Source organism: Fluoribacter gormanii, assembly GCF_900156395.1.
Taxonomy (GTDB): Bacteria; Pseudomonadota; Gammaproteobacteria; order Legionellales; family Legionellaceae; genus Legionella; species Legionella gormanii.
This window is the reverse complement of record NZ_FTNL01000019.1, coordinates 62,953-86,101: the sequence shown is the minus strand read 5'-3', so window position 1 is coordinate 86,101 and position 23,149 is coordinate 62,953. Positions and strand designations below refer to the sequence as shown.

The window sequence follows — 23,149 nt, the reverse complement described above, 5'->3', positions numbered from 1 at the left end:
ATATTGTTCCTTTACAAATTGAATTCTAATTATACATAATATACGGTTTTTGTGAAAAAAATAAGACCAATGTGGTTGATTGCGATTCCTTTTGATTGTGAACTAGTTAGTAGCAAAGCAAGTGGTTATTTTATTTTGAGTTGTCACGGATGCCCTTATTGTTTATCATCCGACTGAATTTTAAAGAAAATCACATGCCTAAAAATGAAGAATGGTCTAAATCTCGTGGATTATCCGATACTCTATACTTTTAGGCGCTGCCCTTATGCGATTAGAGCAAGAATGGCACTCTCATACTCCAAAATTACAGTAGAACAACGTGAGGTTGAGCTTAAAAACAAACCTCAGGAACTGCTTCTGGTTTCTCCAAAAGGCACGGTGCCGGTGTTAGTCTTAAGGGACGGTCGCGTAATTGATGAAAGTATTGATATTATGATTTGGGCATTAACACAATCTGATCCGGATGATTGGTTACCTATTGATCTAAAAGAAAAATGCCAGGAATTGATTCACATTAATGATATAAAATTTAAGCCTATTCTCGATAATTATAAATACCCCCAAAAATCAGCGAAAAAAGATCCTCTGTATTACAGGGAGGAAGCTAAAGAATATCTTAATAAATTAAATCTATTATTAATGGAAAACCGTTTTCTTTTATCGAACCATATCAGCATTACTGATGTAGCATTGTTTCCATTTGTCAGACAATTTTATATGGTTGATCAACTATGGTTTGAACAAAGCGAATATAAAAATCTTCTTGGGTGGTTACAGTTCTTTTTAAGTTCAGAACTCTTCCTTACGGTTATGAAAAAAACATATAACCATTTCAAATAGGCATGCTCATTAAATGAGAATGCTCAAATGCACTATTAGACGTTCATTGTTAGATAGTTTTATGAATGTATCCATTGTGCTAATGCGTGAATTCCTGCTTTTAAATCCTCTACACTTCCTCCAAATGACAAGCGTACATAACCTTCTTTGCCAAATGCAACGCCTGGCACAAGGGCTACATGTGCTTTTTCTAAAGCTTGTTTACAAAACTCTTCGGAGTTCAATTTTTTAAAACCTAGACTTTCTATGGAAAGAAAAACATAAAGTGATGAACAAGGTGGTTTTATTGTTAAGCCCAAGGACTGGTGCAAAGCCTTAATGAGAATATCTCTTCTTTTTTGCATGCATTGTTGTACCCAGGCGCTTACCTGATTTATTTCATTTAATGCCGCAATAGCTGCCCATTGACTTAAGCTGGTTACTCCACTTGTACTTTGGCTTACTAATGCAGTTAATGGTTGGATAATGAACTGGGGGGCAAACACAAAGCCGATTCGCCAACCAGTCATGGCAAAATTTTTTGAACAACTTTGAATAATAATGACGCGATCCTGATGTTGAAGGAAGGAGCCACACGATATATAAGCCTGCTCATCATAGGTGAGGGCACTATATACTTCATCTGCAATAATTAACAGATTCTGATCGCGAGCAATTTGCAACAATTCGCCAAGCTCAGATTCAGTGTACAAGGCACCTGTTGGGTTCGTTGCATTATTCAAAATCAAAATTTTGCTTTTAGTACTGCATGCATCTTTTAGTGACTGGGGTGTCAACTTCCAACCTTCGGCTTCTTTAGTTTCAACGATAATGGGTATACCGCCAAATAATTTAGTTATGGCTGGATAAGAGACCCAATAGGGGGCGGGAATAATGACTTCATCATTCTCTTCCACCAATAATTGCATCAGCAAATAGATTCCCAGTTTGCCACCGTTAACCACAAGGCAATTTTCTTTTTTGAAGGAACAGCCATACGATTCATTCATCCATTCACTTGCAAGATGCCGAAGTTCTGGAATTCCAGATACAGGTGGATAGAGGGTATTTCCTTCTTCTAGAGCGTGGGTGGTGGCAGCGACAATTGACGGATGAGGTAGAAGTTTGGGCTCACCTACACTTAGGTTATAAATTTTAATCCCCGCATTTATTTTTTGCTGAGCCAATGAATTAATTACAACAGTTGCAGAATTCTCAGGTACATGTTTTTTGCTAAAGTAATTCATTATTTTTGTACCTTTCTAGAATTAGCGATGATGATTTTGAATACACGATTAATAAATTCTTCTTGCAAGTGGTACTGTTTGGATAAATGTTCATAGTACTCAAACAATTGTTTTTCGCGCGAACGATCCGTGATCTTTTTCCCTTCTTGCGATTTTAAGACGCCAATTTGCTTCGACAACTCTTGACGTTTTGCTAGTATTTCAATGAGGTCTGCATCTGTCTGTTCAATTTGTTTTCTCAATTCTTCGAGCGTATTCATGATGTTCTCCTTACTTGAGAAGAGTCGCGTTATCAGTATGCTTTTTTACCAGGATAAACGCTGTTCGATTCGGTTTGCTGTCTTGAATATCGGCCGCTTTTATTTCTAAACCATACAATTGTGCACAACGTGCCGGTGCAATAACTGCCGCATGGGCTGGTAATGTTCCTTCTGCCAAATCTTTTGCTGCTTTTGCAGTATCAATCCACTCTATTTGTTCGGTATCTTTAAATTTTTTTTGCAGAAAACGGCGACATTGAGCGAGTCCTTGAGGGTGTGACACGATGTGGGTAATTTGGTGGAATCGAACGCCAGGTCTAACAAGCAAACATTGATTAATCTCATGCCATAATTCATCAATGGGGGTAAATAGATGCTTTCCCATGGCCAGAAATGCGGGTCTTACCAAGCCTCCTAAAAGATTAACCACAGGTAATATACCCAAATCGATGGTTTCATTTTCAATCGCATCAAGAACACCTTCCATATCCAGTAAGTGAACAAGGGCTGGGGCAATTCCTTTTTGCTTGGCATAGATCAGGGCCGCTTCTTCAGAAAACGAGCCCGCATCACCAGAAATACCAAATAAAGTAATCATGCGAGTGCCTCCTTGGGTAATTCTGTTTTCTCCAATGATCGCAACTCAGCTAATTCCAACAGAAAGTTTTCGGTTTGCTCCCAACTCAAACAAGGATCAGTAATCGATAAGCCGCCTAAATCAAGGTCCTCAGGGTGTACCGAATCAACTTTTTGATTCCCTTCTTTGATAAAGCTTTCAACCATGAATCCTTTGACCAATTGATTCAACTCAGGATATTTTTTAATGCTTTCCAAAACACTTAAAGCAATAGAAGGTTGTAATTGATGATTTTTTTTGCCTTCTATCAGACAATTATCGTGGCTGACATCAACGATGACCGATGGGTTAACGATTTGATGCATATCCATGTAATCTTTTACTTCTTTAAGATGCGCAATGGAATAATTTGGGGCATTGTTTGAGCCACGTAAGACCATGTGAGCATGATGATTGCCATGCGTTTGTACTTCATAACCATCAAATACAGCAACATGAGAGTGTTGTGAGGCAATAATACTATTGACACCAATTGCCAATGAACCATGGGTGGGATTTTTTAATCCGACTGCACAGTCTAAAGCCGACGCAAAAATTCGATGTTCTTGATCCTCTGAGCTGCGAGCGCCAATCGCTACCCATGAGAGAAGCTCAAGGAATCCTTTGGCGTTATGCGTAAATAGTGCTTCATCGGCAATTGGAAGTCCCATTTCGATGACTTTAATCATCATGTCTCGGGTGTATTTTATTCCTGCAGCAATATCCGGCTCAGAAAATAAATCGGGTTGGTTTACGGGGCCTGTCCATCCCTTAGTTGTACGAGGTTTTTGAATATAGACCCTCATGATTAATTTTAATTCATTTTTTACTTTCTCATTCAATTGCACTAAACGGTTGGCATATTCCAGAACGGCCTGTTTCGGCCAGGCAGAGCAAGGTCCAACAATCATTAAGAGACGATCATCACGACCTTCTAAAATAGCTTTTACTTCTCTTCTATCGCGAGTAATTTGCTGATGGGCAGAAAGGGACAAAGGAATTTCTTGAAGGATTGATTCTACAGGAGGTAGTTTTTTTAAGACTGAGTAGCTCATCATACCCTCCTGCAATCAGTAAGAACTGCGAAACGATTGGCGGGGCGATGGGATCGCGATTGATGGTGCATGATATACACTCCTCTTTAGGTTCTCCCCAACTCCCATGCATTTTGTGGTCTGGGAATTCGGGTGCCAAAACCCCCAGACTATGCTGGGGGTTGGAGTGTTAGTTAATTCTACCGTCCACCCAGCTGCGGGCTAAAAAAGCTAAAATAAAAAAAGCAAGCAAAGGTTTGTGGTAAACCTGCTTTATCATTTAACTTGTGGTGTACAGTAGAATGGGACATTAAATTTTCACAAAATTAATTGTACTATTAATGTACAAATATACAGCTTGATGATAATTATGTCAAGATCTTGGATTATAAGTTGAGTCTTGGGGATTGATAAATCTATAGAACATTTTTGTAATTAGAGCGCTATCAATCGTAGCTACATAGGTTATGACTTGCCAGCGGGGAGCAATGGGGCTATATTTTTTTTTTCTCTCCTAAAACAGTAAGAAATGACCAAAATCGCACTTTACTTAGCTGGGGGTGGCGCCCGTGGAGCCTATCAGGCAGGGGCGCTCAAAGCGATCAGCACTATTCTTGGTGCAAGGAAAATTCCTTTCAGCATGATCAGTGGTGTCAGTGTTGGCAGTATCAATGCAGCAGTAATTGCTGAAAACGCCCTGGATTTTTCTGCAGGTACGAACAAGCTCAATGAATTATGGAGCAACATTACCTGTCAGCACATTTTTAAATCCAGCAATTACGCGCTCAGTGTATCGGCCATGCGGAATATGAGCAGTATGCTTACCAGGCAACGCTTGTTAGGACATATTCTGGATACGTCGCCTTTGCGTCAGTTCATTAATAACATCATTGATTTTGAGACTTTGGAAGGTGTTATCAGGAATAAACACTTGGAAATGATGGAAGTCATCAGCAACTGCTATGAAGCACAAAAAACCATTTCCTTTTATCAACATCATGCCGAGGAGTTTGAAGATTGGAACGATCCGCTTCATAGTAGCCAACGCGTTAATCTGAAAATGGAATATTTTCTGGCATCTACCTCGTTACCTTTATTCTTTCCACCGGCAAAAATAAATGGTCTTCATTATGGTGATGGACATGTGGGATTAGCAGCGCCTCTACGAGGAGCTATTCGTTGTCAAGTTGATAAAATTTTAATTATTGGTACTCGTACCTTACCCAATGTAAATGACCTCGAAAAAGTACAGGGCGGAGACATTGATTTTTCACGTGTTTTGGGAGGCATGGTCAATGGGTTGTTTTTAGATAATCTTGAACGCGATCTTGAGATGGTTAGTCACATGAATCATATGGCGCGCATGGTACCAACAGGAAACGAGCATTCCCATTGGCGGCCGATTCAAACCTTGCATTTACGGCCCAGTACGGATGTGGCTGCGATGGCTCAATCTCAATACCATAATATACCTATTTTATTACGTATTTTACTTAATTTTCTGGGTGCGAAACGTCATTCCGGTGATTTACTAAGTTTTCTTTTATTTGAAAAAGCATTCACTCGTCAATTAATGAAACTGGGTTTTGATGATACGATGGCAGCACATGATTCTGTTTTACATTTTTTTAATGTATAGACATTTTTGATTAATCTCAGGGGGAAATAAGTGCAATGGAAGGTGTATTAATTTGTTTAACTCTTCTTTTTTTAATGGTGATCTCTGGGGTGATTACACGATTTGTTCCCTTTCTACCAGCTCCATTGATACAAATTTTTATAGGGACACTTCTGGCTGTTCTATTTCCTGCCTTTGATGTGGGATTTAATCCTGAACTTTTTATGTTGTTGTTTATTCCTCCTCTGTTATTTAATGACAGCTGGCATTTCCCTAAACGTGAGTTTTTGCTCTACACCAGACCCATTATTATGCTCTCGATTGGTTTGGTTTTTTTTACTGTGGCAGGGATTGGTTATCTAGTTCATTGGTTAGTTCCAGTCATTCCGTTACCGGCTGCGTTTGCATTAGCCGCCGCGCTTTCTCCAACTGATGCTATATCCCTTAGATCCATGACCACTGGAACTCGAATACCCGAGCGAATTATGCATATCTTGCAAGGAGAGGCGCTTTTAAATGATGCCTCAGGTTTGGTTTCATTTAAATTAGCGGTTGCTGCGATGGTGACGGGCGTATTTTCGCTTAAAGGGGCAGTGTGGAGTTTATTGTTTATTAGTCTGGGAGGAATTGCTGTTGGCTTTATACTTACTTATGTTTTTATTTCACTTTTAGGAAAGTTAAGCAAACATAGCGCTCATGAGACGACTACCGAAAATCTTTTGTTGCTGCTTTTGCCGTTTACTGTCTATCTTGTTGCTGAAAAGCTTGGTTTTTCAGGGGTATTAGCAACTGTTGCGGCAGGTTTTACCGTAGACAGAGCCGGATTTTTAGACAGGACAATGGCTAAAATGCGTATCGAAGGTCATTTCGTTTGGGGGGTGCTCGATCTCACTTTAAATGGAATTATCTTTATTCTTTTAGGATTGTATTTACCTCATTCGATTAAATTTCTCGCGACCACAGGCTACAGTTTATCTGAGTATGCAGGAATTGTTGTGCTTATCACGGTGACCCTAATTTTATTACGTACATTATGGATTTATTTAACGTTGCCTTTTGAAGCATTAATATCCAGACGAAAACGTAGTTCCTGGCGTTTTCCAAACATAAAAATAATCAGCACATTTTCACTAGGTGGGGTGCGTGGGGCAATTGCTCTGGCGGCGATCTTATCTCTGCCTCATATGATTGATGGAGCCCCTTTTCCTGCGCGTAAGCTTTTAATTATCCTGGTTATTGGCGTTGTTCTCTGTTCTCTATTAATGAGCAGTTTGCTCTTACCTTTAATTACGCCTGGATTGAAAAATTTGATTCATAAACACACTCAAGATGAAGAAAATGAAGCCGTTCTTGCATTGACTAAAGCCGCAGTTGAAGCAATTAAGACAAAAATGAAAAATTTATGTGAAGAAATTAATGAACGAGAGAAGTCGCTGTGCATCGATGTTGGCAATAAATTAATGGCAACTTTTAATCAATTTATCGCATCAAATCATGGTACTGAACATGAAAAACTCGAAAGTATGTTGGCCTTAACCTTTGAGCGACAGCTAAGGTATGCCGCTCTGGAAGGGGCTCATCTGGAGTTGCGCACTTTAAGAAAAGAAAGAAAAATCAACAATACTACAATGATGAAAATTATTTCCAGACTGGATTTAAGGCAAATAACCTTGCATACGGAGCATCAAACGATTTCAGATTCTTTAGAGAAAACAGCCAAAGAATAAAACATATTCTTGATGTATCGGTTCATTAAGCGATTTATGCGCTGAAGAAAAGTCAGATGCACCTTGGGCAAAATGACAAATTCGCCATACACGCATTAGGTGTTTTTGTTTCTCGTGACAATTTTTTTATTGAGTACTTATATACAGGGCACTGAATCTAATGGTTTTTTGCAGTATTGATACAAGAAATTGCTGAGCTTTCGGCAAGCCTGCGTGCTTATGGCCAACCATGTTAGATAAGCTATAGCCTTGATAATTTTCAAGAGGCGATCTTTATGAATAAAGCAGTTGATAAGCTTGAATCCGTCAAAGAGGCATTCGAACACTGGCGTAAAACCAGAACCAGTCAAGGTAAAATTCCTGATTATCTATGGGAGCAAGTAAAAGTACTATTGGGCACCTACCCACTCTCAAAGATATGTAGCACCTTAAAAATCAGCCATGTGCAAATAAAAGAAAACATCTCTGAAGTGAGCAATGAATTTCAATTTGTAGAAGTTCATAGTCCTGCGGTATCAGCCGATTTGTCCTCTGAGTTTGATACCGTTATTTTATGCTCGACCAGTGCCCCTGGAATCCAGCAGGCAAGATTAATGCAGCCTATAACAAAGGGTTTTATGTCCTCAGGCAGGTTTGAAGCACCTACCAGTTCAGTAATTCTCTCAATCTCTTCTTGAGATTTTTCTGTCACCATCGGTAAATCTTTTGCTGGTGTCATTTAACAACCCTGTTTTAGAAAAAGGCGGGGAGACTAACGAATTATCCTATAAAAATCAATCATATGATTCACAAAGATTATTTGTCATGTTAACTTGATGCTTAGGAGAATTTAGGAAAAAGTCCAACCGTGCAGCACTCGCATTCTATTAATGCCAGGGCGCGTTCTATAGCGCCTGGTATTTATGAACGTCATCGCCCAGAAGATACCACTTTATATCAAGTCATATCCAAGCACTACGCTGATTTTTTGACGTATCTCTCCGATGTGGGGAAGGGTTTGCCCTCTTATGTCAAAAGAGAGTTTGAAGATTATTTAAAGTGTGGTCAGCTTAAACATGGATTTTTAAGAGTACGCTGCGATGACTGCTTTGATGAGAAGCTAGTTGCCTTTAGTTGTAAGCACCGTGGGTTTTGTCCAAGCTGTGGCACAAAAAGGATGGTAGAAAGCGCCGCACTATTAGTTGATGGAATATTCCCTGATGCACCCATCCGTCAATGGGTATTAAGTCTACCTTACGATTTACGTTTCCTTTTAGCGAATAATCCTGAAATGATAACTGATGTATTAAAAGTGATTCATCGCGCTATTGGCAGCTATGTGATTAAAAAAGCAGGGCTTACTATCAAAACAGGAAAAACGGGTGCGGTGACTTTAATTCAACGATTTGGTAGTGCACTGAATTTAAACATTCATTTCCATATGCTTTTTTTAGATGGGGCTTATGGGTTGGATGAGAATGGAGACTTGGTTGAATTTCATGCTATAAACAAACCCACGTTTGAGGAGATGCAAATAGTATTGCATCGCATCTGTGAACGGCTAGGGCGATTGCTAGAAAAACGAGGCTTACTATGCCGAGATGCAGAGCAAAGCTATTTAACTTTTGATTACGATAATGAGGATGTTATCAATGATTTAATCGGCAGTTCCATTACATATCGTGTGGCTGTTGGCAAAAATAAAGGAAAAAAAGTTTATACGCTTCAAACGATTCCAGCGCAATTGGAAGACATGGTAGAAAATAAAGTGCTAGCTAAAGAAAGCGGATTTTCACTTCACGCAGGTGTCAGCGCAAAATCCTACCAGAAAGAGAAGATTGAACGATTATGTCGTTATATCACAAGGCCGGCGGTTTCATTAAAACGATTACGTTTATCAGAAACAGGTAAAGTGATTTATGAATTAAAGAACCCTTATAAAAATGGCACCACCCATATTGTCTTTGAACCCTTAGATTTTATAGCCAGGCTTGCTGCATTAGTCCCCAGACCCTGGATGAATCTGACTCGATTTCATGGTGTATTTGCACCCAATAGTAAATATCGAAAAGCTGTAACAGGTTATGATAAATCAAGTGTTGAAGAATCATCGGCTACAACCATAAACCCAAATCAACGCTATCGTATGTCATTGGCCGAGCGGTTAAAACGAGTATTTAATATGGATATTACAATTTGTCAGCACTGTCTGGGTAATGTTCGAATTATTGCTTGTATCAAAGACAAAAATGTTATTGATAAAATTCTGGCTCATATAAATAAAAAGCGTGGGAATTAAGGAGAGATCCTAAAGACTTTATTTATTAGGGGACCGCCGGAACTTGTTTCACTAATAACATCGAATAGAACAGGTTAATTATTTTGAATACAGTCTTGCACAGTAGGAATACGTTCATCTTGAAAATCAAAATTGGTTAAAAAATTGACGGCTCTATACTTTCTCAATTTCAGTTTTAATAAATTATCATGCAAATCACACCCAGAACCATTAAGTAACTGCAAAAATTGCCGACTGTTTTAGAGCCATAAATTTATATCACGTTAAAAGATCTGCTTTATTTGTCTTATCCTCGAAGAGAAGCATTTTATACATAAAAATCAATAAGGGGTCTATAAAAAAGGATATTTAAAATGTAATTCAGCTTATTTATTTTCTATAAAGAACTGTGCTGATTCATTAATTTTACAATTAAAAGTAATTTTTTCGGATAATGGCGCGTAATCTATCGCGTTTAAAGGAAGTAAACTGATAGAAACGTCTCCGTTACTAGCAATCGTGTACCGATTAAATTCATAAATTGCCTGATTCGGAAATTGTGGGTGATTTACGGTGAAGTGCATCATTGAAGCAGCCATATAACCTGCATCATTATTAATTGCAATCTCATTAGGGGTGTACGCTGAATTATAGTTGGCCATTTTATAATTTTGGGTCGGTCCAGAGCATTTAGCATAATCGACAAATATGCGAACTAACTGTCCATTTGCAACGGCTTTTTTGATTTTCTCATAAGAGTGTAATTTATTCGCATAACCATTTAATGCAAAGAATATCATGGATAAAGCAACGAGTTTTTTCATATAGCATCCTTCTTTTATTGTAGTGAAATCCTAAACTGATAAAGTACGTATTCATTCAGTGGCAGGTAAGGTACAAGATAAGTGCTTTCTTATCAATATTTTTAATCACGACTTCTTTGTGCATAACAAAAAAACCTGTCTTGTATAGAAAAACGACTTATGAACAATGAGCAAATTCTTCGTTAAAATGAATGTTTAATTCACTCATTTAGTTTATCCAAACACTACCAGTCAAATTTCCTTTTGCCTTGAGTTGGTGGTTTTTATTCGTACTGGTTCTGTTCAATTGTTCCTTGAGATGATTTCAATTACAGCTCTTAATGAGCTAATTGCAATAAAATTAATCTTGCCTCATACTATGTGCCCTAAATTAGAGCACATAGTTTGTGAGATGTTTATGCCAAAAAAAAAGAATACAGGTCATTTTAAATGGAATTCTACTTTTGACAGATTATTAACTGAACTCATTAAAGGGCGATCCAGTCAACCCTGGACTGAAATCGCGAGGCTACTCAAGAACAATATCCTTAGAGAATGCCCTAATGTACGTTTGAAGACATTTCCAAATGGGAAACAGTGTCGTGACCGCTGGGTTGAGTATTTGGATCCTTGTGTTTCACGTAAGCCCTTTACCCAGGAGCAAATAGATTTTATTTTCAAACGGAGAAGGGACGGTGCGGGATATGCTCAAATTGGCCGTGAATTAGGTCATTCCGCAAATCAGGTTAAAAACGCCTATTATTGTAAAAAACAGAAACGAGTAGAGACTCCTGTTATACCGCTGGTTTTTGATGTTAAATTGCCCAGTATGAGTATCGAAATGAATACTTCTTCAACTTCAGTTTCTGATGCTCCTGATTCTCCCAAATTTTTTTCAAATTCCTTTGTAACTCAGAATTTAAGTTTTTTTTCTGAAGTCTCAGAACCATCATGTGATCCATTAAATGAACTGTATGATTTGCGCAGCTTAAGCGAATTGGCTGATGATATGTTGAGTGATCCTTATTGTGGTCATGGAACCATGGACAAGAACTTTTAAACGTCTATCAGTTGGTAAACACCATTCATTATCATGGCTCAATATGGCTTTTGTGCACAAGCGTCAGGGAATCGCTCCATTGAGCCTTAATCCAGTGGTTTTTGAAAGACCTTAGAGTACATATCGAACCTGTTCTTCATGATTCAGTGCGGTCACGTGATGCTCAGGATTCCATAATGTGAACCCCAATATGCGAATCGTGATGGGGAGTTGTCTTACATGTGAATTGGTACTGTAGGCGACTTCCTCTGCGGTTATAAACGACTTCCCCATTCTTATTTCACCTGCATTCATCGGGTAGTTGTCCCGTATGGGCTTGGGCATGGGCAATAAATCATGTTCTGTAATTGGGTAGCGTATATGGTTTGCAATCTGATCATTGGCAAATCCAAAGATTCTGTATACATAATGGGTAGAAGAAAAAAAACGTTAATATGGATATTACAATTTGTCAGCACTGTCTGGGTAATGTTCGAATTATTGCTTGTATCAAAGACAAAAATGTTATTGATAAAATTCTGGCTCATATAAATAAAAAGCGTGGGAATCAAGGAGAGATCCTAAAGACTTTATTTATTAGGGGACCGCCGGAACTTGTTTCACTAATAACATCGAATAGAACAGGTTAATTATTTTGAATACAGTCTTGCACAGTAGGAATACGTTCATCTTGAAAATCAAAATTGGTTAAAAAATTGACGGCTCTATACTTTCTCAATTTCAGTTTTAATAAATTATCATGCAAATCACACCCAGAACCATTAAGTAGCAAAAATTGCCGACTGTTTTAGAGCCATAAATTTATATCACGTTAAAAGATCTGCTTTATTTGTCTTATCCTCTTGCTGAAGCTAAATCACTTCAACAACAAATTGAATTTCATAAAAATGCTATACCAAAAATTGAAAAACAAATGGCAAAAGTTGATGCAAAAAGTGCAGAATATGAAAGATTAAAAAAAGAACTTGATGCACATAAAAAACATATTGCCGATAAGAATCATCTTCTTAAAAAGTATGGAAAATATGTAGTAGGGTATTTAGCAGGTAACGAGATTGCTAAAAAAATTAAGTTCTAGGTTGGAAATAAATAGTCAATAAATGACATAAACAAACAATAAACTACGATACCCAATAGAAATGATAACATTTTGTCCTCCTGATTAATTCGTGATCATATTACAGGAGTTGGAAAGTAAAAATCAAGCAAAAGGATTTGCTATGGCATTAGATCAACACTACATACCCGCTTTTTCGATTGAAGAAATTATTTTGGATAAAAATACTGGCGCGCCATTGGATGGTGGAAAAGTTTATTTCATGCAAGATAAGCAAAGAAATATTCCTAAACCTGTTTATCAAATTACGGGTGCTTATCCAAATTATACTTATGTGCCACTTACTGATAATCCATTGATTTTAAGTTCTATTGGTACATTTCAGGATGCTTTAGGAAATCCAATAGTTCCTTATTTTTTTCCTTATGATGGAAATTTTGATCCAGAATATTACTTTGTAAAAGTGACAAGCTCTGGAGACGTTGATCAATTTACTCGTGAAGCGGTTCCTTATTTAACGACACAAGAAGATCAAGAGATATCAAGTCTCATTGTTAATGAGATTTCTAACCCACAGTCTTGCACAGTAGGAATACGTTCATCTTGAAAATCAAAATTGGTTAAAAAATTGACGGCTCTATACTTTCTCAATTTCAGTTTTAATAAATTATCATGCAAATCACACCCAGAACCATTAAGTAACTGCAAAAATTGCCGACTGTTTTAGAGCCATAAATTTATATCACGTTAAAAGATCTGCTTTATTTGTCTTATCCTCCAAAACTTTGGAAGCCGCAGGAGTTAATCGCGGACTGCCTTTAGGCTCCGCCGCGAGCTAGCTCTTTGCGAACCTCTATCTCAATCCATTGGACCACTTTATAAAACACACATTACGAATTAAAGGTTATATTCGTTATATGGATGATCTGCTGTTATTGGGAAACTCTTCTGCTCAATTATCGGAATACAGAACAGAAATTAAACGCTTTCTTCAAGAAAAGCTGCGTCTGAACCTGCATCCAACCAAGCAGATTATTCAAACCAGTAAACAAGGTGCAGATTACCTGGGTTATAAAGTCTATCCTCACTATCTTCATCTGCGACAACGCAGCATCGATAAATTTTTTGCTTGGCTGCGTTTTTTCAATGCATGCTTAGGTAATCCACCTCCGCATCGCTTTTGGATACCTGATGCTGTTGAATGGCTAAATGTCCTTCAAACCCAGCCTGTTACGCCAGATTATCTCTTGTTGCAGCGCATGCAGGCGCTCATCAACAGCTACTTGCGTCTTATGAAAAACACCCAGCACTATCGTTTACGCAAAAAACTCTATCAAAAACACTTTGGTTTACTCAAACGCTATTTTCTTCCCTCTGATGCAGACTACAGTGCCATCCACATCAAAAAATGGTGTTTACAAAACTGGATTGCGCAGCAGCATGAGCAGTGAGAACACCCGCCACACAAGCCACATAGTTCGGATTGCTAGGATTGTTGCTGTTCGCGTTGCCATTGTTCAGGTTCACGTTGACCCCGTTGCTCCCATCGGTCGTGGATGACCAATAGTTGTTGCTCTGCCACCCAGAACCCACCAAACAAAAACACGCATATTACCTGTTCTCTAATACACTCAGCCTACCACCTTGCGATGCCGGCCTCTTTATAACGCTGTCTACTTATCATTGTTCCAACACCGTGGAACAGGTCGGTCTTCTCGTACCGCGCTTTTCTGTATCGCCGTAACGATACAGAAATTGTGATGATAAGAAATGGCAAGCGCGATGTATTCGTATCATGTCAGTGATGATTTAGAAATGAACGCTTAAATATTGCAACAGGTCAACATCAGCAAGCAGAACCTATATTATTCCGAGTTAATATAGGTTGTTTTTGTAATTCCTGCGCTTGCTGGTAATAAAGACCTACTTACCTCCGAAGCAGGTATCAAGGGTGATTGCATTGCTTGCAGGGAGCCAGTGACCGTAAGCTTCTCCATGCCAGCGACTGGTTTCTTCAAGCTTCGCTTGGACGATTTGTTTTGTGATTTTCTTGCGTTTAATCCACTCAGTACAACGTTTTTTTATCTGTCTACGAATTTGGTCTCGCATAAAAGAGTAGCGACACGGATTGAACGCTTCGTTTAGATTATCTGAAATATAGGGTTTCAGTAAGTTATACTTAGTGACGTGTTTGGAAAATTCCCATTTATCTCCATTCAAAACCAGGATTGGAGGCAGGGTTTGTTTTCCAATTTTCACGCTATGGGTAAGATTCATATAAAACTTCCATCCAGCATAATTTGCAGCTAAATCCCCATTGGAATACACCCCATTAATTAATGTACCTAAATAGGTCTGCTCAAGTATTTGACCGTATGTTACAATCGCGGCATGGGCTTGTTCTGCTGATTTTCCATGATTCAGGAAATAGCTATAAATTTTGTAATAGGTATGCCCCATCATGAAAAAATGACCGAGTTTGTCTGTACCAAAATAATAACCATACATGTTAATTGTTGGTGCAAGTCCAATGACAAATAATGGCGACTGCGAAAAAACGAGCCAATAAACAGTTCTCCAGGGCCACACTTCTTTATAGAGCATGGGATTGGAGTCTTTGGGTAAACGCCGCAACCAACGTGGAAAACCCGGACCGGTATTTTTATATACTAAATCAGCGATGTAGACACCTTTACGGCAAGCTGCTAATCGTGATGCTGAATAACGACTCTTCTGAGCTCTTGGCAGAAGCATTTGAATTTCTGTATTGGTTCTCGCGATGGCTTTTTCGAGCACTTCATAAAGTCGGTAGCTTGCTGCTGGGCCGATGTCTTGTAATTCACCGGGTGGGAGCGTAAATTGATCTGTTTCTTCAGCTTGAGTTTCCTGGATTCCATAAATACTAAATAATACAATTAACAAGAAGATCCTTGTAAAAGCCATATTCCTTTTCCTTTCCTAAATCGGTGAATCATTAGAATACAAAATGTTTCCTACTGTCTAGAAAAATTATTAAGAAATGTAATTCATGCACATGGGATAGTCTTACGTTTCCCAAATATTTGGTGCTGGATTTGGCGTATAAAAATCAAGAAAGGCCCTGATCTTGGGTAGTTCAGATCCATAATATTGATAAACCTGAACTGAAAATAATATGTAAATTTGAAACACAATTAACAAACCCTTTATTTCACTCCAATATAATATGAACTTACCATGATTAAATAAAAAATTAAGATGCAAGAGTCGATTGAATTTGATGTAACTGGAGAACGTGACGGTATTGTTGAAGTGGTAATTGATGATGTTTCCTCAGAATTGACTACTTTGCAGCAGAGTTGGCTTGACTTCGCGCCAAAGACTGAATCGGGAGCTATTGATTTAACTAAAGCTGAGCGTTTTGCCGAAGGCGGAACGCATGTGCTTTATCGATTTCCAGATGCCCCTTTTGTTATTAAGTTAATGAAACAGAATCCCAACCCTAAAGAGCTTGAAGAGCTAGAGAAAAAATATGCTGTTTTATACGATTGTTTTGACCGAGATAATAAACAACGATGCATTCGGGAACAACATAGCACCCGGCAAGTGCTACTTCCTGGGAAAGAACCCCAAAATGCAGCTTTATCAATCGTTCCGTATGAAAAATGCTTCAAGTCTAAAGTGAAATTTGATTTTAAAATAGAGCCGGCAGAACTTGACCCTTACTTAATGGAACACAACAAAGAGTTGTGCGATAAGGTCAATAAAGCGCTTATTCAGAACGATCATTCTGAATCCAGTTTTGATTTTAATGATTATGCGAGTGTTGATGAGCGTATTGGCGCGATTTTAAACCGTTTGGATAGCGATCCCAAACTCAGGGATATCATGATTGAGTTTCTAAATCATTATCGTGATTTTTATCAAAAGACTAATATTATTATGGATGCTATGGGATTTGAAAACATCCTCTTCTTTAAAGATGAACATGATGATTGGCAATTTAAAATTGGCAGTGTAATCAAACACGATACTGGAAAATATACGAATGAGTTGTTCAATGCACTACATGCTGAAAAAGAAGTTGATTTGAATTCTTTTGTTAATTTTACTCATGCCTATTTTTCACCAGCGAACATTAGGGCAGTTAATGTATGTGCAATGAGACTTGGTTTAGAACCTGTTATTCGTGATGTGATGATCGACTCAAAGGATTTATTCACGATAGCGCAACGATTATCCCTTCCTGAACGGATGCTTGCTTATGCACGACATGGCGATTTTGAACAAGTGGGTAAAATACTTGAGGCCAATAAGGAGCTGCTTAATTTTGATTTGCGCTGTTTTTGGGCATATGCTCTCATTGCTGATGAATATGTTAACCATGGACAGCCACCAAAAGCACTTAAAGGCTATTTAGATACGGTAAGTAAGCTCCCGGTGATCTTGCCGGAAAATAAGGATGATGCAAAACGGGTTCACGATGCAAAAACAGCCATTATCGATCGAAAAAACATACAGGATAAAAAAATAATGCTCCATCAAGAACTAACCATGTTCTTGCCATCATCTCTATCAACTACCACCATGACGCAAAATTATAAAAAGCAACTGCAAGAATCAAAATCTGAAAGTCCTGCTGATATGTTTATTTCATATAACTAAAATATCGACTTCTTTTGATGCAGCACATTAATATAAGATCGAGGTTCGCAAGAAATTATTTTAATGGCTGAGTTAAAATCGATAATAATGTTTGCAATATTTTTCACGTGAATTAAGATGGATCAATTTGACTGAATTTTGATTGGAGTTGTTTATGTTTGGTGAGTTATTTGAAAGTTCAATAGCATTAAGTATTCGATATTATTCAAACCAAGCGTATAAAGTTGTAGCAGGTATTTTGCACCAAGCAGAACAATTTGGAATTGGACATACCATAGATTTTATTCGTGATCCGAAAAAGATGCTTCACGCTTTAACGTCTGCAGCCCGAAGTAGTGAGGCGGGATATAGCGTTGTCAGTTTGGGATATTTGGGAGGAAACTACGCCGTTATTACGCCAAAGTCTCAATCTCAGCTTGTTGAATTAATCAATGAATTTGATAAAGAACATTCAAGCCGAAAGGGACACGCTTCTTTTAAGTTTTTTTCGGGCAATGATTTCTTTATTATTTCAGATATTGGCCATGATGCGCTGGCATCGAGAAAAAATCTGTCTCGTTTTCTTACGCCGTCCCGACTTGCTAATCCTCTGAGTGCAGAAATAGAGAAAACGGTAACTCCTGATGCAGAGATTAAAATTCGACATGCAGTCTGCGGCATTGTCCGCGTAGTTATGGTAGAAAATATGCTGGGTATCAAGCAATTACCAAATAATACTTATGATGTGATGGAATCTTATCGCAATGATGTAAAACGTTGGGGGGCGTTTCCTTTTCCTGAGTTGCTTAATTTTATGCCAAGTTTAAGAAAAAAACGAGATGCGTACCGGGCTTTTTCGAGAGGCATTTTAGAGCAAGAATTCGAAAAAGTTGTTTCAGTGCTTCATACAGAAGAGCATCCCGGAAATGCTAATTTAATTGCGGCTTCTATAGTGAGTTTATTTAAAGATGAAAACCCAACTCTGCCAGAGAATGAACTTTCAGACGCTTTAAAATCATTGCCTGTCCATGAGATTAGACGATATTTTGAAAATCCCATAGTTCAATCGTTACCGATGATCCTTAAAGCTGCAGACAATTTAACTGATGCAATTGTCTTGTGTCTCGAGCAAATTGCATCTGATCCTGGCAAATTTGAGATGCTTCGTGATGAAATTGATGGCGCTCATTTGACGTTCGAGGAGTTAGATATTAAAGCTCTTAAATCGTTACCCATATTGGATGCTTTTTACAAGGAGTCAGTGCGGTTTGATGCTCCTGTTGCTGTGCCTCGATATACTCAAAGCGGGTATTCATCCGATTCAATGAACATCCCGCCTCATACTATGATTATATTTGATTTACACGCTTTAGCCAAAGGCGAGCAATATTGGACTCATCCTGATGAGTTTGATCCTAAACGCTTTTTACAACCTAACCGGCACGTTAAAGAAGGGATGGAGTGTGGTAACAAAAATAAACATACTCTTGGCCAATTCCCATTTGTCCCTTTTTCTGTAGGTCAACGCAATTGTCCAGCATTTGCTGTTACAGAGGTTTTATTTAAAGCAGCTATTGCGAAATTTGTTGCAGGCTATGAACTTGAATTTGTTAAAAAAGAAGATAACGATTCAATCATACATCTTGTTTCAAGAGATAAGTTGTTCAGCTTAACGCAATAATGAGCTCCAGTATGAATCGAGCCTGAACTCACTGCCATTAAGCAAGGATTTTTTGTTGTTCTTGGGGAATCTATTCTCAAATTGGTACAATGAATTACTAAAAAATGGGTTCCCGCCTTCGCGGGAACGACAGTTTTTCTTAACTCAATGGTAATTAGTCTTGGACTCACTGTTTTATTAAGTTACCTACGTGAGACGATCTCTTCGTGGCACCTAGGCAGAACAGATAAATTGTTACATCTTAGGAGGACTGAGTTTTGATTTAATATTCTCTCCAGATGCCTCAATTTCAGCTAAAAATGGTGCTTTAGAGATTGGGGAAACTTCAGGGCTGGTAAAAAATGCAATTTGATAACGAGACTTTAGTGCTTCTCGAGTACCTATTTCTTCGGGAGCAATAATTAATTGCTTCCCATTCGCAAATTTTATTAAAGAAGGATTTGTAGGGTTTGCTGATAAAGCGGAAACTAAATCCCATAAGTTAGTGATTTGTTTCTCATTTACCTCAATAACACGATCACTCTCGCACAAATATCCTCGATTAAGTGCAAAATTTTCATAACCGTCAGTCTCTTCCGAAGCTAAAATATTCTGTAAAACGACAATTTCACGGAGATCTGGACCAGCAGAAAGCGAGGAAAAATTATTGAACATATTCGGAACATTAGAATTATCGACAATATTCTTTTGTGGCGTTGAGTAAGTTGATTTAAAAGTATCCATGAGAGACTGGGTACAACGCACGAAAACATATCCTCCATTTTTTCCCGACGGCTGGATGTGGTATTTGATTGATTTATTATTTCTGGGACCAACAAGGCTGCGACCTAATTGTTCTGTTAACCTAAATGTTATATTTAGAGTGTTTAAGCCCTGATCGCCTTTCCTTTGAATTACCAGATCTAAATTGTCGAGATATTTTTTGCGCTGCAAAAGATAGAGATACGAGATGGGATGCTCAAGCTCTTTGACTTGTACATTACCGTCTGCCTGAATTTTATACCCATCTATTTCAAGAATAATATCTCCTTCTTGCAAGTGGTTTTGGGCACAGGAATTTGAGGGTATCGAAGATACAAGAATACCTGTGGGTTCATTTTCCAAGGAGTCTTGTTTCATACCTAACTGGGCTCTAAGAAATGAATTCTTTAGGGTTTGCCACTCAAAACTAACATGGGGAACCGTAACGTAATCAATAAATCTTTTGGCTCTAAGTGCACCGAATCGGTTATAGTTTTCTATGGTTTGTACAACAATCCAAGCGGGAATAAAATAACCTACATTGGATAGTGAGGAGGCGCCTTGGCTCACTATGCCGATACATTCTTCTTTTTTCCCTTCGACCACTCGTGTAATAGGACCGCCACTATTACCAGGATTGATTGGAGCGCTGGTTTGCACGGTAATACCTGGCAGGCGTGAATGAGCGATGATTGATATTTCAGTTCTTGAAATATGCCCCTTAGTGAAGGAAAGACCTTTTCCTCCTGCAGGGTAGCCATAAGCATTGACTTCGGTTGATGACGGTTGAAATTCAGGATTGATTTCTAATGGCTCAACTTTTTTAGCGATTAACGCCTCAGCCTCCTCAGAGGACGCTTTTAGAATGGCAACATCCATAATTGGATCAACCCATACCGGTTCAACGGGTAATTCGCTAGAACCTTGATTGAATTTAACTTTCAAATAAGTTGCATTCGCTACTGCATGTGCGTTTGTTACTAAATACATTTTACCTTTATATTGAATTACTGTAACCGTGGCGCTTGATTTTGTTGATTGACCAATAGACCAGGCTGTGACGTAATTGATTGTTTGCTTATCTGCTGCAAGTTTTAGCGTAGAATTAGTTATCATTTTATGACCTTATTTGAATGAACTCTCTATACCCATGTTGGAGGGTGTAATGATGTGAAAAGATGCTGGCATAGGTATTTTATTGAGCTTATATTTGCAAAAATAGTGCACACTATGTTAATCGATGATCAGCAAGGCTGTATTTTTTTCTAAATTGCACATTTTTTCAATGATCTATCAGCAAAAAATCAAAATAAAAAGAGATGGGTTGAAATTTAAATGTGTTGTTTATCCCAATCGAATGTTGCTTTGAAACGCATGTATTTTATATTGCTCCATAGCAGATGCCGAGCAGATAGCCTAGAATGTTTATTGTGAGGACGACCTCACCCATAATGGTTGCATCCGGGACGGCCCGAATTATGTAAAGGAGAGCCAATATGGCCTGGATTTTATTAGCACTTGCTGGTGTACTTGAAGTGGTGTGGGCTTTTTCCATGAAATTGTCTCATGGTTTTTCTAAGCCTTATCCTTCCCTCGTAACCATTGTGGCGATGATTGCAAGTATTGTATTGTTAGCCATTTCTATGAAAACGCTTCCACTTGGAACTGCTTATGCAATCTGGACTGGTATCGGTACAGTTGGTGCATTTCTGGTGGGCCTCATTTTTTTGGGAGAACCCGCACATGCCATGAGAATTATTGCGGCTGCCTTGATCGTTTCTGGTCTGTTAATGATGAAGTTCTCTTCAAACTAAAGAGCAAAAAATAAGCCTGGAGGTGGAGGCAAAGCCCTGTGCTCAGGGGGCACTCCATTACTCCAAACTATTCTCCTACGTGCATTACCCTTGAAATGTCCTATAATTAGACGGTGTACGTCTGCAACGCATCATTTCAGAGGCTGTAATTTTGAAAAATATTCGTATACTGAAAAAAAAGATTTATAGAAAAACGATTAATATCAAAAAACTGACATCTGTTGACATTCAGCGATATGTTGATGCGCTTTTCCCCATCTTTTCAGAGGGGATTATTGGGTGGAGCAAAGAGCGGTTTGCTGAGGATTTATTTTTTAAAAATTCATTAACCCATAATGCGATTACGCTTTTTATTGATGAAAATCATAGGTATATAGGATTTAATGCCCATCAAATAATGAAGAAAAAAATAAATGCAAAAACATGTTATATCAGTAAATTTTATGCTGTAGTAAAACCCGAATTTAAAAAAAATAATTTGACCATGGTCCAAGGATTCTCGCAACTATTTAAATTCAAACTATTTCACCCATTTACTCAATTTTATTTTATTGATTTTATCATGTCCCCGGTCGCATATTATCAACTTGCGCGAGCCTGTGCTCATATACACCCCAAACCCGGAACTGAGGTTCCGAAATGGGTAAAGGATATTATTTGGGCAATGGCCGAAGAATATCATGTTGATCTAATTAATCCCCACCATTTAGTGGGTAGAAGTGAAGAAGTCGTTAACCTAAGTAAAGCAGAGAAAGAGTCGTTAAGAACAATAAAAAATCAATACATGGAATATTTTATCGAAAGGGCTGGTTTGGATGGCAACGGCGTATTTGTTCTGATTCATGTAACCCACTATAAACTTGTTTTTTCACTATTGCGTTTATGTGTACATCTGTTTCATCGTTATAGGCGCCGAATCTGATGCTAGTTGATATTCATATCACCGCAGCATCGTTCCTTATCGTTCTATCCCTTGGGATTTCTTTCCAATTGTTTTTAAAAATTGAAAAAAAACAATTAACTAGTGGCTGTTACCAGCCACTAAAAATCCATTAATTGGTTAGAGAGAATGTAACTATTAAATCAAATATACATTGATGCTCGAATTTCATCGAATCGAGCCTCATCATGTGCGCGCATTTTTTCAGCTGCTTGCAACTCTTCTTGCTCTTGTTCTTGGTGTGCTTTTAATTTCATGAGCTCAATCATATTCTGAGTTTTTAATTCTTGTAAAATAGCAGCCAACAAAATCTCAGTAGTAGTCTGTATGCTTATTTCTTGAATAGGTTGCTGTATTTCCTGGTTTTTTTGTGTTTCTTGTATTTCTGAGGAGGGGGGCATTGGCCTTTGATTAAAGAAACGCTGTGCTTCTTGATTTGAGTAAGGTTTTTGGGCTTTATTATTTCCATTTGCCATACGCGTATTTGTAGCTTTTTTACCCATGATGATCTCCTTTTCCTTATGAGTCCCCTTCAGATTAATCTAAATATTGACTTAAATGCAAATGTTTTTTTCAAGATTGGCAAAAATTGTGTTTTCAAGATTAATATTAGTCATCAAGAGCATATCTACTCCGTTTTTTCTACTTAGGAGCATTCTTTTCCTATATTGCACATCTTTGCTGATAATTATTTGACCAATATATTGATGTGCATAGTCTCTTTATTTTGAGTGATCATGGATGCTTTATGGTGGATGTTTTGGCGCACTAACCTCTTCTTCTTTTACGCCCATTGTATGGTTATTTTCTGATCCGTTTGCATCTAATTTAATAATTTGTTAAGGCTGATTT

General features: G+C 38.1%; 21 protein-coding genes and 1 pseudogene. 13 read left to right on the top strand and 9 right to left on the bottom strand.

Going from position 1 to position 23,149, the window contains the following annotated elements:
* Positions 1 to 204 precede the first annotated feature (204 nt).
* Positions 205 to 840, top strand: coding sequence for a glutathione S-transferase (locus BW930_RS12360; protein WP_058468232.1), 636 nt, complete (start codon positions 205 to 207; stop codon positions 838 to 840).
* 59 nt (positions 841 to 899) lie between these two features.
* Here the strand turns inward: BW930_RS12360 and BW930_RS12355 are convergent, their stop codons facing one another.
* From BW930_RS12355 to BW930_RS12340, 4 genes are read right to left on the bottom strand one after another with little or no spacing between them, the layout of a single operon-like run.
* A complete protein-coding gene (locus BW930_RS12355) occupies positions 900 to 2,066 on the bottom strand; it encodes a pyridoxal phosphate-dependent aminotransferase (protein ID WP_058468231.1) in 1,167 nt (388 codons plus the stop codon).
* The gene (locus BW930_RS12350; protein ID WP_058468230.1) at positions 2,066 to 2,326 is read right to left on the bottom strand and encodes a chorismate mutase; all 261 of its coding nucleotides are present in this window, start codon (positions 2,324 to 2,326) and stop codon (positions 2,066 to 2,068) included. Before BW930_RS12350 ends, BW930_RS12355 begins: the two co-directional genes overlap by 1 nt.
* A gap of 10 nt (positions 2,327 to 2,336) precedes the next feature.
* On the bottom strand, positions 2,337 to 2,924 hold the full coding sequence (locus tag BW930_RS12345; RefSeq protein WP_058468229.1) for a prephenate dehydratase domain-containing protein: 588 nt from the start codon (positions 2,922 to 2,924) through the stop codon (positions 2,337 to 2,339).
* A complete protein-coding gene (locus tag BW930_RS12340) occupies positions 2,921 to 3,997 on the bottom strand; it encodes a 3-deoxy-7-phosphoheptulonate synthase (RefSeq protein ID WP_058468228.1) in 1,077 nt (358 codons plus the stop codon). The genes BW930_RS12345 and BW930_RS12340 overlap by 4 nt, the downstream gene beginning before the upstream one ends.
* A 508-nt stretch (positions 3,998 to 4,505) precedes the next feature.
* Here BW930_RS12340 and BW930_RS12335 point away from each other — a divergent pair.
* From BW930_RS12335 to BW930_RS12320, 4 genes are all read left to right on the top strand, one after another.
* On the top strand, positions 4,506 to 5,615 hold the full coding sequence (locus BW930_RS12335) for a patatin-like phospholipase family protein (RefSeq protein WP_058468227.1): 1,110 nt from the start codon (positions 4,506 to 4,508) through the stop codon (positions 5,613 to 5,615).
* Between the two features lie 35 nt (positions 5,616 to 5,650).
* Positions 5,651 to 7,321 (top strand): Na+/H+ antiporter, encoded by a 1,671-nt coding sequence (locus BW930_RS12330; protein ID WP_058468226.1) that lies wholly within the window; start codon positions 5,651 to 5,653, stop codon positions 7,319 to 7,321.
* A 275-nt stretch (positions 7,322 to 7,596) separates the two neighbouring features.
* A complete protein-coding gene (locus tag BW930_RS17190) occupies positions 7,597 to 7,998 on the top strand; it encodes a hypothetical protein (RefSeq protein ID WP_064276700.1) in 402 nt (133 codons plus the stop codon).
* A 170-nt stretch (positions 7,999 to 8,168) separates the two neighbouring features.
* Positions 8,169 to 9,599, top strand: a complete 1,431-nt coding sequence (locus tag BW930_RS12320) for a transposase (protein WP_115266142.1) — start codon at positions 8,169 to 8,171, stop codon at positions 9,597 to 9,599.
* A gap of 365 nt (positions 9,600 to 9,964) precedes the next feature.
* Here the strand turns inward: BW930_RS12320 and BW930_RS12315 are convergent, their stop codons facing one another.
* Complete coding sequence (locus BW930_RS12315; protein ID WP_058468225.1) at positions 9,965 to 10,402, bottom strand: VirK family protein; 438 nt, start codon at positions 10,400 to 10,402, stop codon at positions 9,965 to 9,967.
* A 397-nt stretch (positions 10,403 to 10,799) separates the two neighbouring features.
* On the opposite strand from BW930_RS12315, the gene BW930_RS12310 reads away from it, so the two are divergent.
* The gene (locus BW930_RS12310; protein ID WP_162263003.1) at positions 10,800 to 11,441 is read left to right on the top strand and encodes an SANT/Myb-like DNA-binding domain-containing protein; all 642 of its coding nucleotides are present in this window, start codon (positions 10,800 to 10,802) and stop codon (positions 11,439 to 11,441) included.
* Between the two features lie 111 nt (positions 11,442 to 11,552).
* On the opposite strand, the gene BW930_RS16970 is transcribed toward BW930_RS12310, so the two are convergent.
* A complete protein-coding gene (locus BW930_RS16970; RefSeq protein ID WP_131756869.1) occupies positions 11,553 to 11,765 on the bottom strand; it encodes a hypothetical protein in 213 nt (70 codons plus the stop codon).
* 505 nt (positions 11,766 to 12,270) lie between these two features.
* Between BW930_RS16970 and BW930_RS12300 the strand changes: the two genes are divergently transcribed.
* The 3 genes and pseudogenes from BW930_RS12300 to BW930_RS12290 form a co-directional block, all read left to right on the top strand.
* The gene (locus tag BW930_RS12300) at positions 12,271 to 12,519 is read left to right on the top strand and encodes a hypothetical protein (RefSeq protein WP_058468223.1); all 249 of its coding nucleotides are present in this window, start codon (positions 12,271 to 12,273) and stop codon (positions 12,517 to 12,519) included.
* A 109-nt stretch (positions 12,520 to 12,628) separates the two neighbouring features.
* Positions 12,629 to 13,105 (top strand): hypothetical protein, encoded by a 477-nt coding sequence (locus BW930_RS12295; RefSeq protein WP_115266143.1) that lies wholly within the window; start codon positions 12,629 to 12,631, stop codon positions 13,103 to 13,105.
* A gap of 250 nt (positions 13,106 to 13,355) precedes the next feature.
* Positions 13,356 to 13,949: pseudogene (locus BW930_RS12290) on the top strand (RNA-directed DNA polymerase); the annotation flags it as partial.
* A 472-nt stretch (positions 13,950 to 14,421) separates the two neighbouring features.
* On the opposite strand, the gene BW930_RS12285 reads toward BW930_RS12290, so the two are convergent.
* A complete protein-coding gene (locus tag BW930_RS12285) occupies positions 14,422 to 15,441 on the bottom strand; it encodes a hypothetical protein (RefSeq protein WP_058468221.1) in 1,020 nt (339 codons plus the stop codon).
* Positions 15,442 to 15,735: 294 nt separating this feature from the next.
* On the opposite strand from BW930_RS12285, the gene BW930_RS12280 reads away from it, so the two are divergent.
* Complete coding sequence (locus BW930_RS12280; RefSeq protein ID WP_058468220.1) at positions 15,736 to 17,142, top strand: hypothetical protein; 1,407 nt, start codon at positions 15,736 to 15,738, stop codon at positions 17,140 to 17,142.
* Positions 17,143 to 17,296: 154 nt separating this feature from the next.
* Positions 17,297 to 18,802 (top strand): cytochrome P450, encoded by a 1,506-nt coding sequence (locus tag BW930_RS12275; protein ID WP_058468219.1) that lies wholly within the window; start codon positions 17,297 to 17,299, stop codon positions 18,800 to 18,802.
* 234 nt (positions 18,803 to 19,036) lie between these two features.
* Here BW930_RS12275 and BW930_RS12270 read toward each other — a convergent pair whose 3' ends face one another.
* A complete protein-coding gene (locus BW930_RS12270) occupies positions 19,037 to 20,659 on the bottom strand; it encodes a S1C family serine protease (protein ID WP_058468218.1) in 1,623 nt (540 codons plus the stop codon).
* Between the two features lie 380 nt (positions 20,660 to 21,039).
* Here BW930_RS12270 and BW930_RS12265 point away from each other — a divergent pair, with 380 nt between their 5' ends.
* Together BW930_RS12265 and BW930_RS12260 are read left to right on the top strand one after the other, a co-directional pair.
* Entirely contained in the window at positions 21,040 to 21,357 is a 318-nt protein-coding gene (locus tag BW930_RS12265) for a DMT family transporter (protein WP_058468217.1), read from the top strand.
* A 151-nt stretch (positions 21,358 to 21,508) separates the two neighbouring features.
* The gene (locus tag BW930_RS12260; protein ID WP_058468216.1) at positions 21,509 to 22,279 is read left to right on the top strand and encodes a hypothetical protein; all 771 of its coding nucleotides are present in this window, start codon (positions 21,509 to 21,511) and stop codon (positions 22,277 to 22,279) included.
* Positions 22,280 to 22,440: 161 nt separating this feature from the next.
* Here BW930_RS12260 and BW930_RS12255 read toward each other — a convergent pair whose 3' ends face one another.
* Entirely contained in the window at positions 22,441 to 22,800 is a 360-nt protein-coding gene (locus BW930_RS12255; RefSeq protein WP_058468215.1) for a hypothetical protein, read from the bottom strand.
* Positions 22,801 to 23,149: the final 349 nt, after the last annotated feature.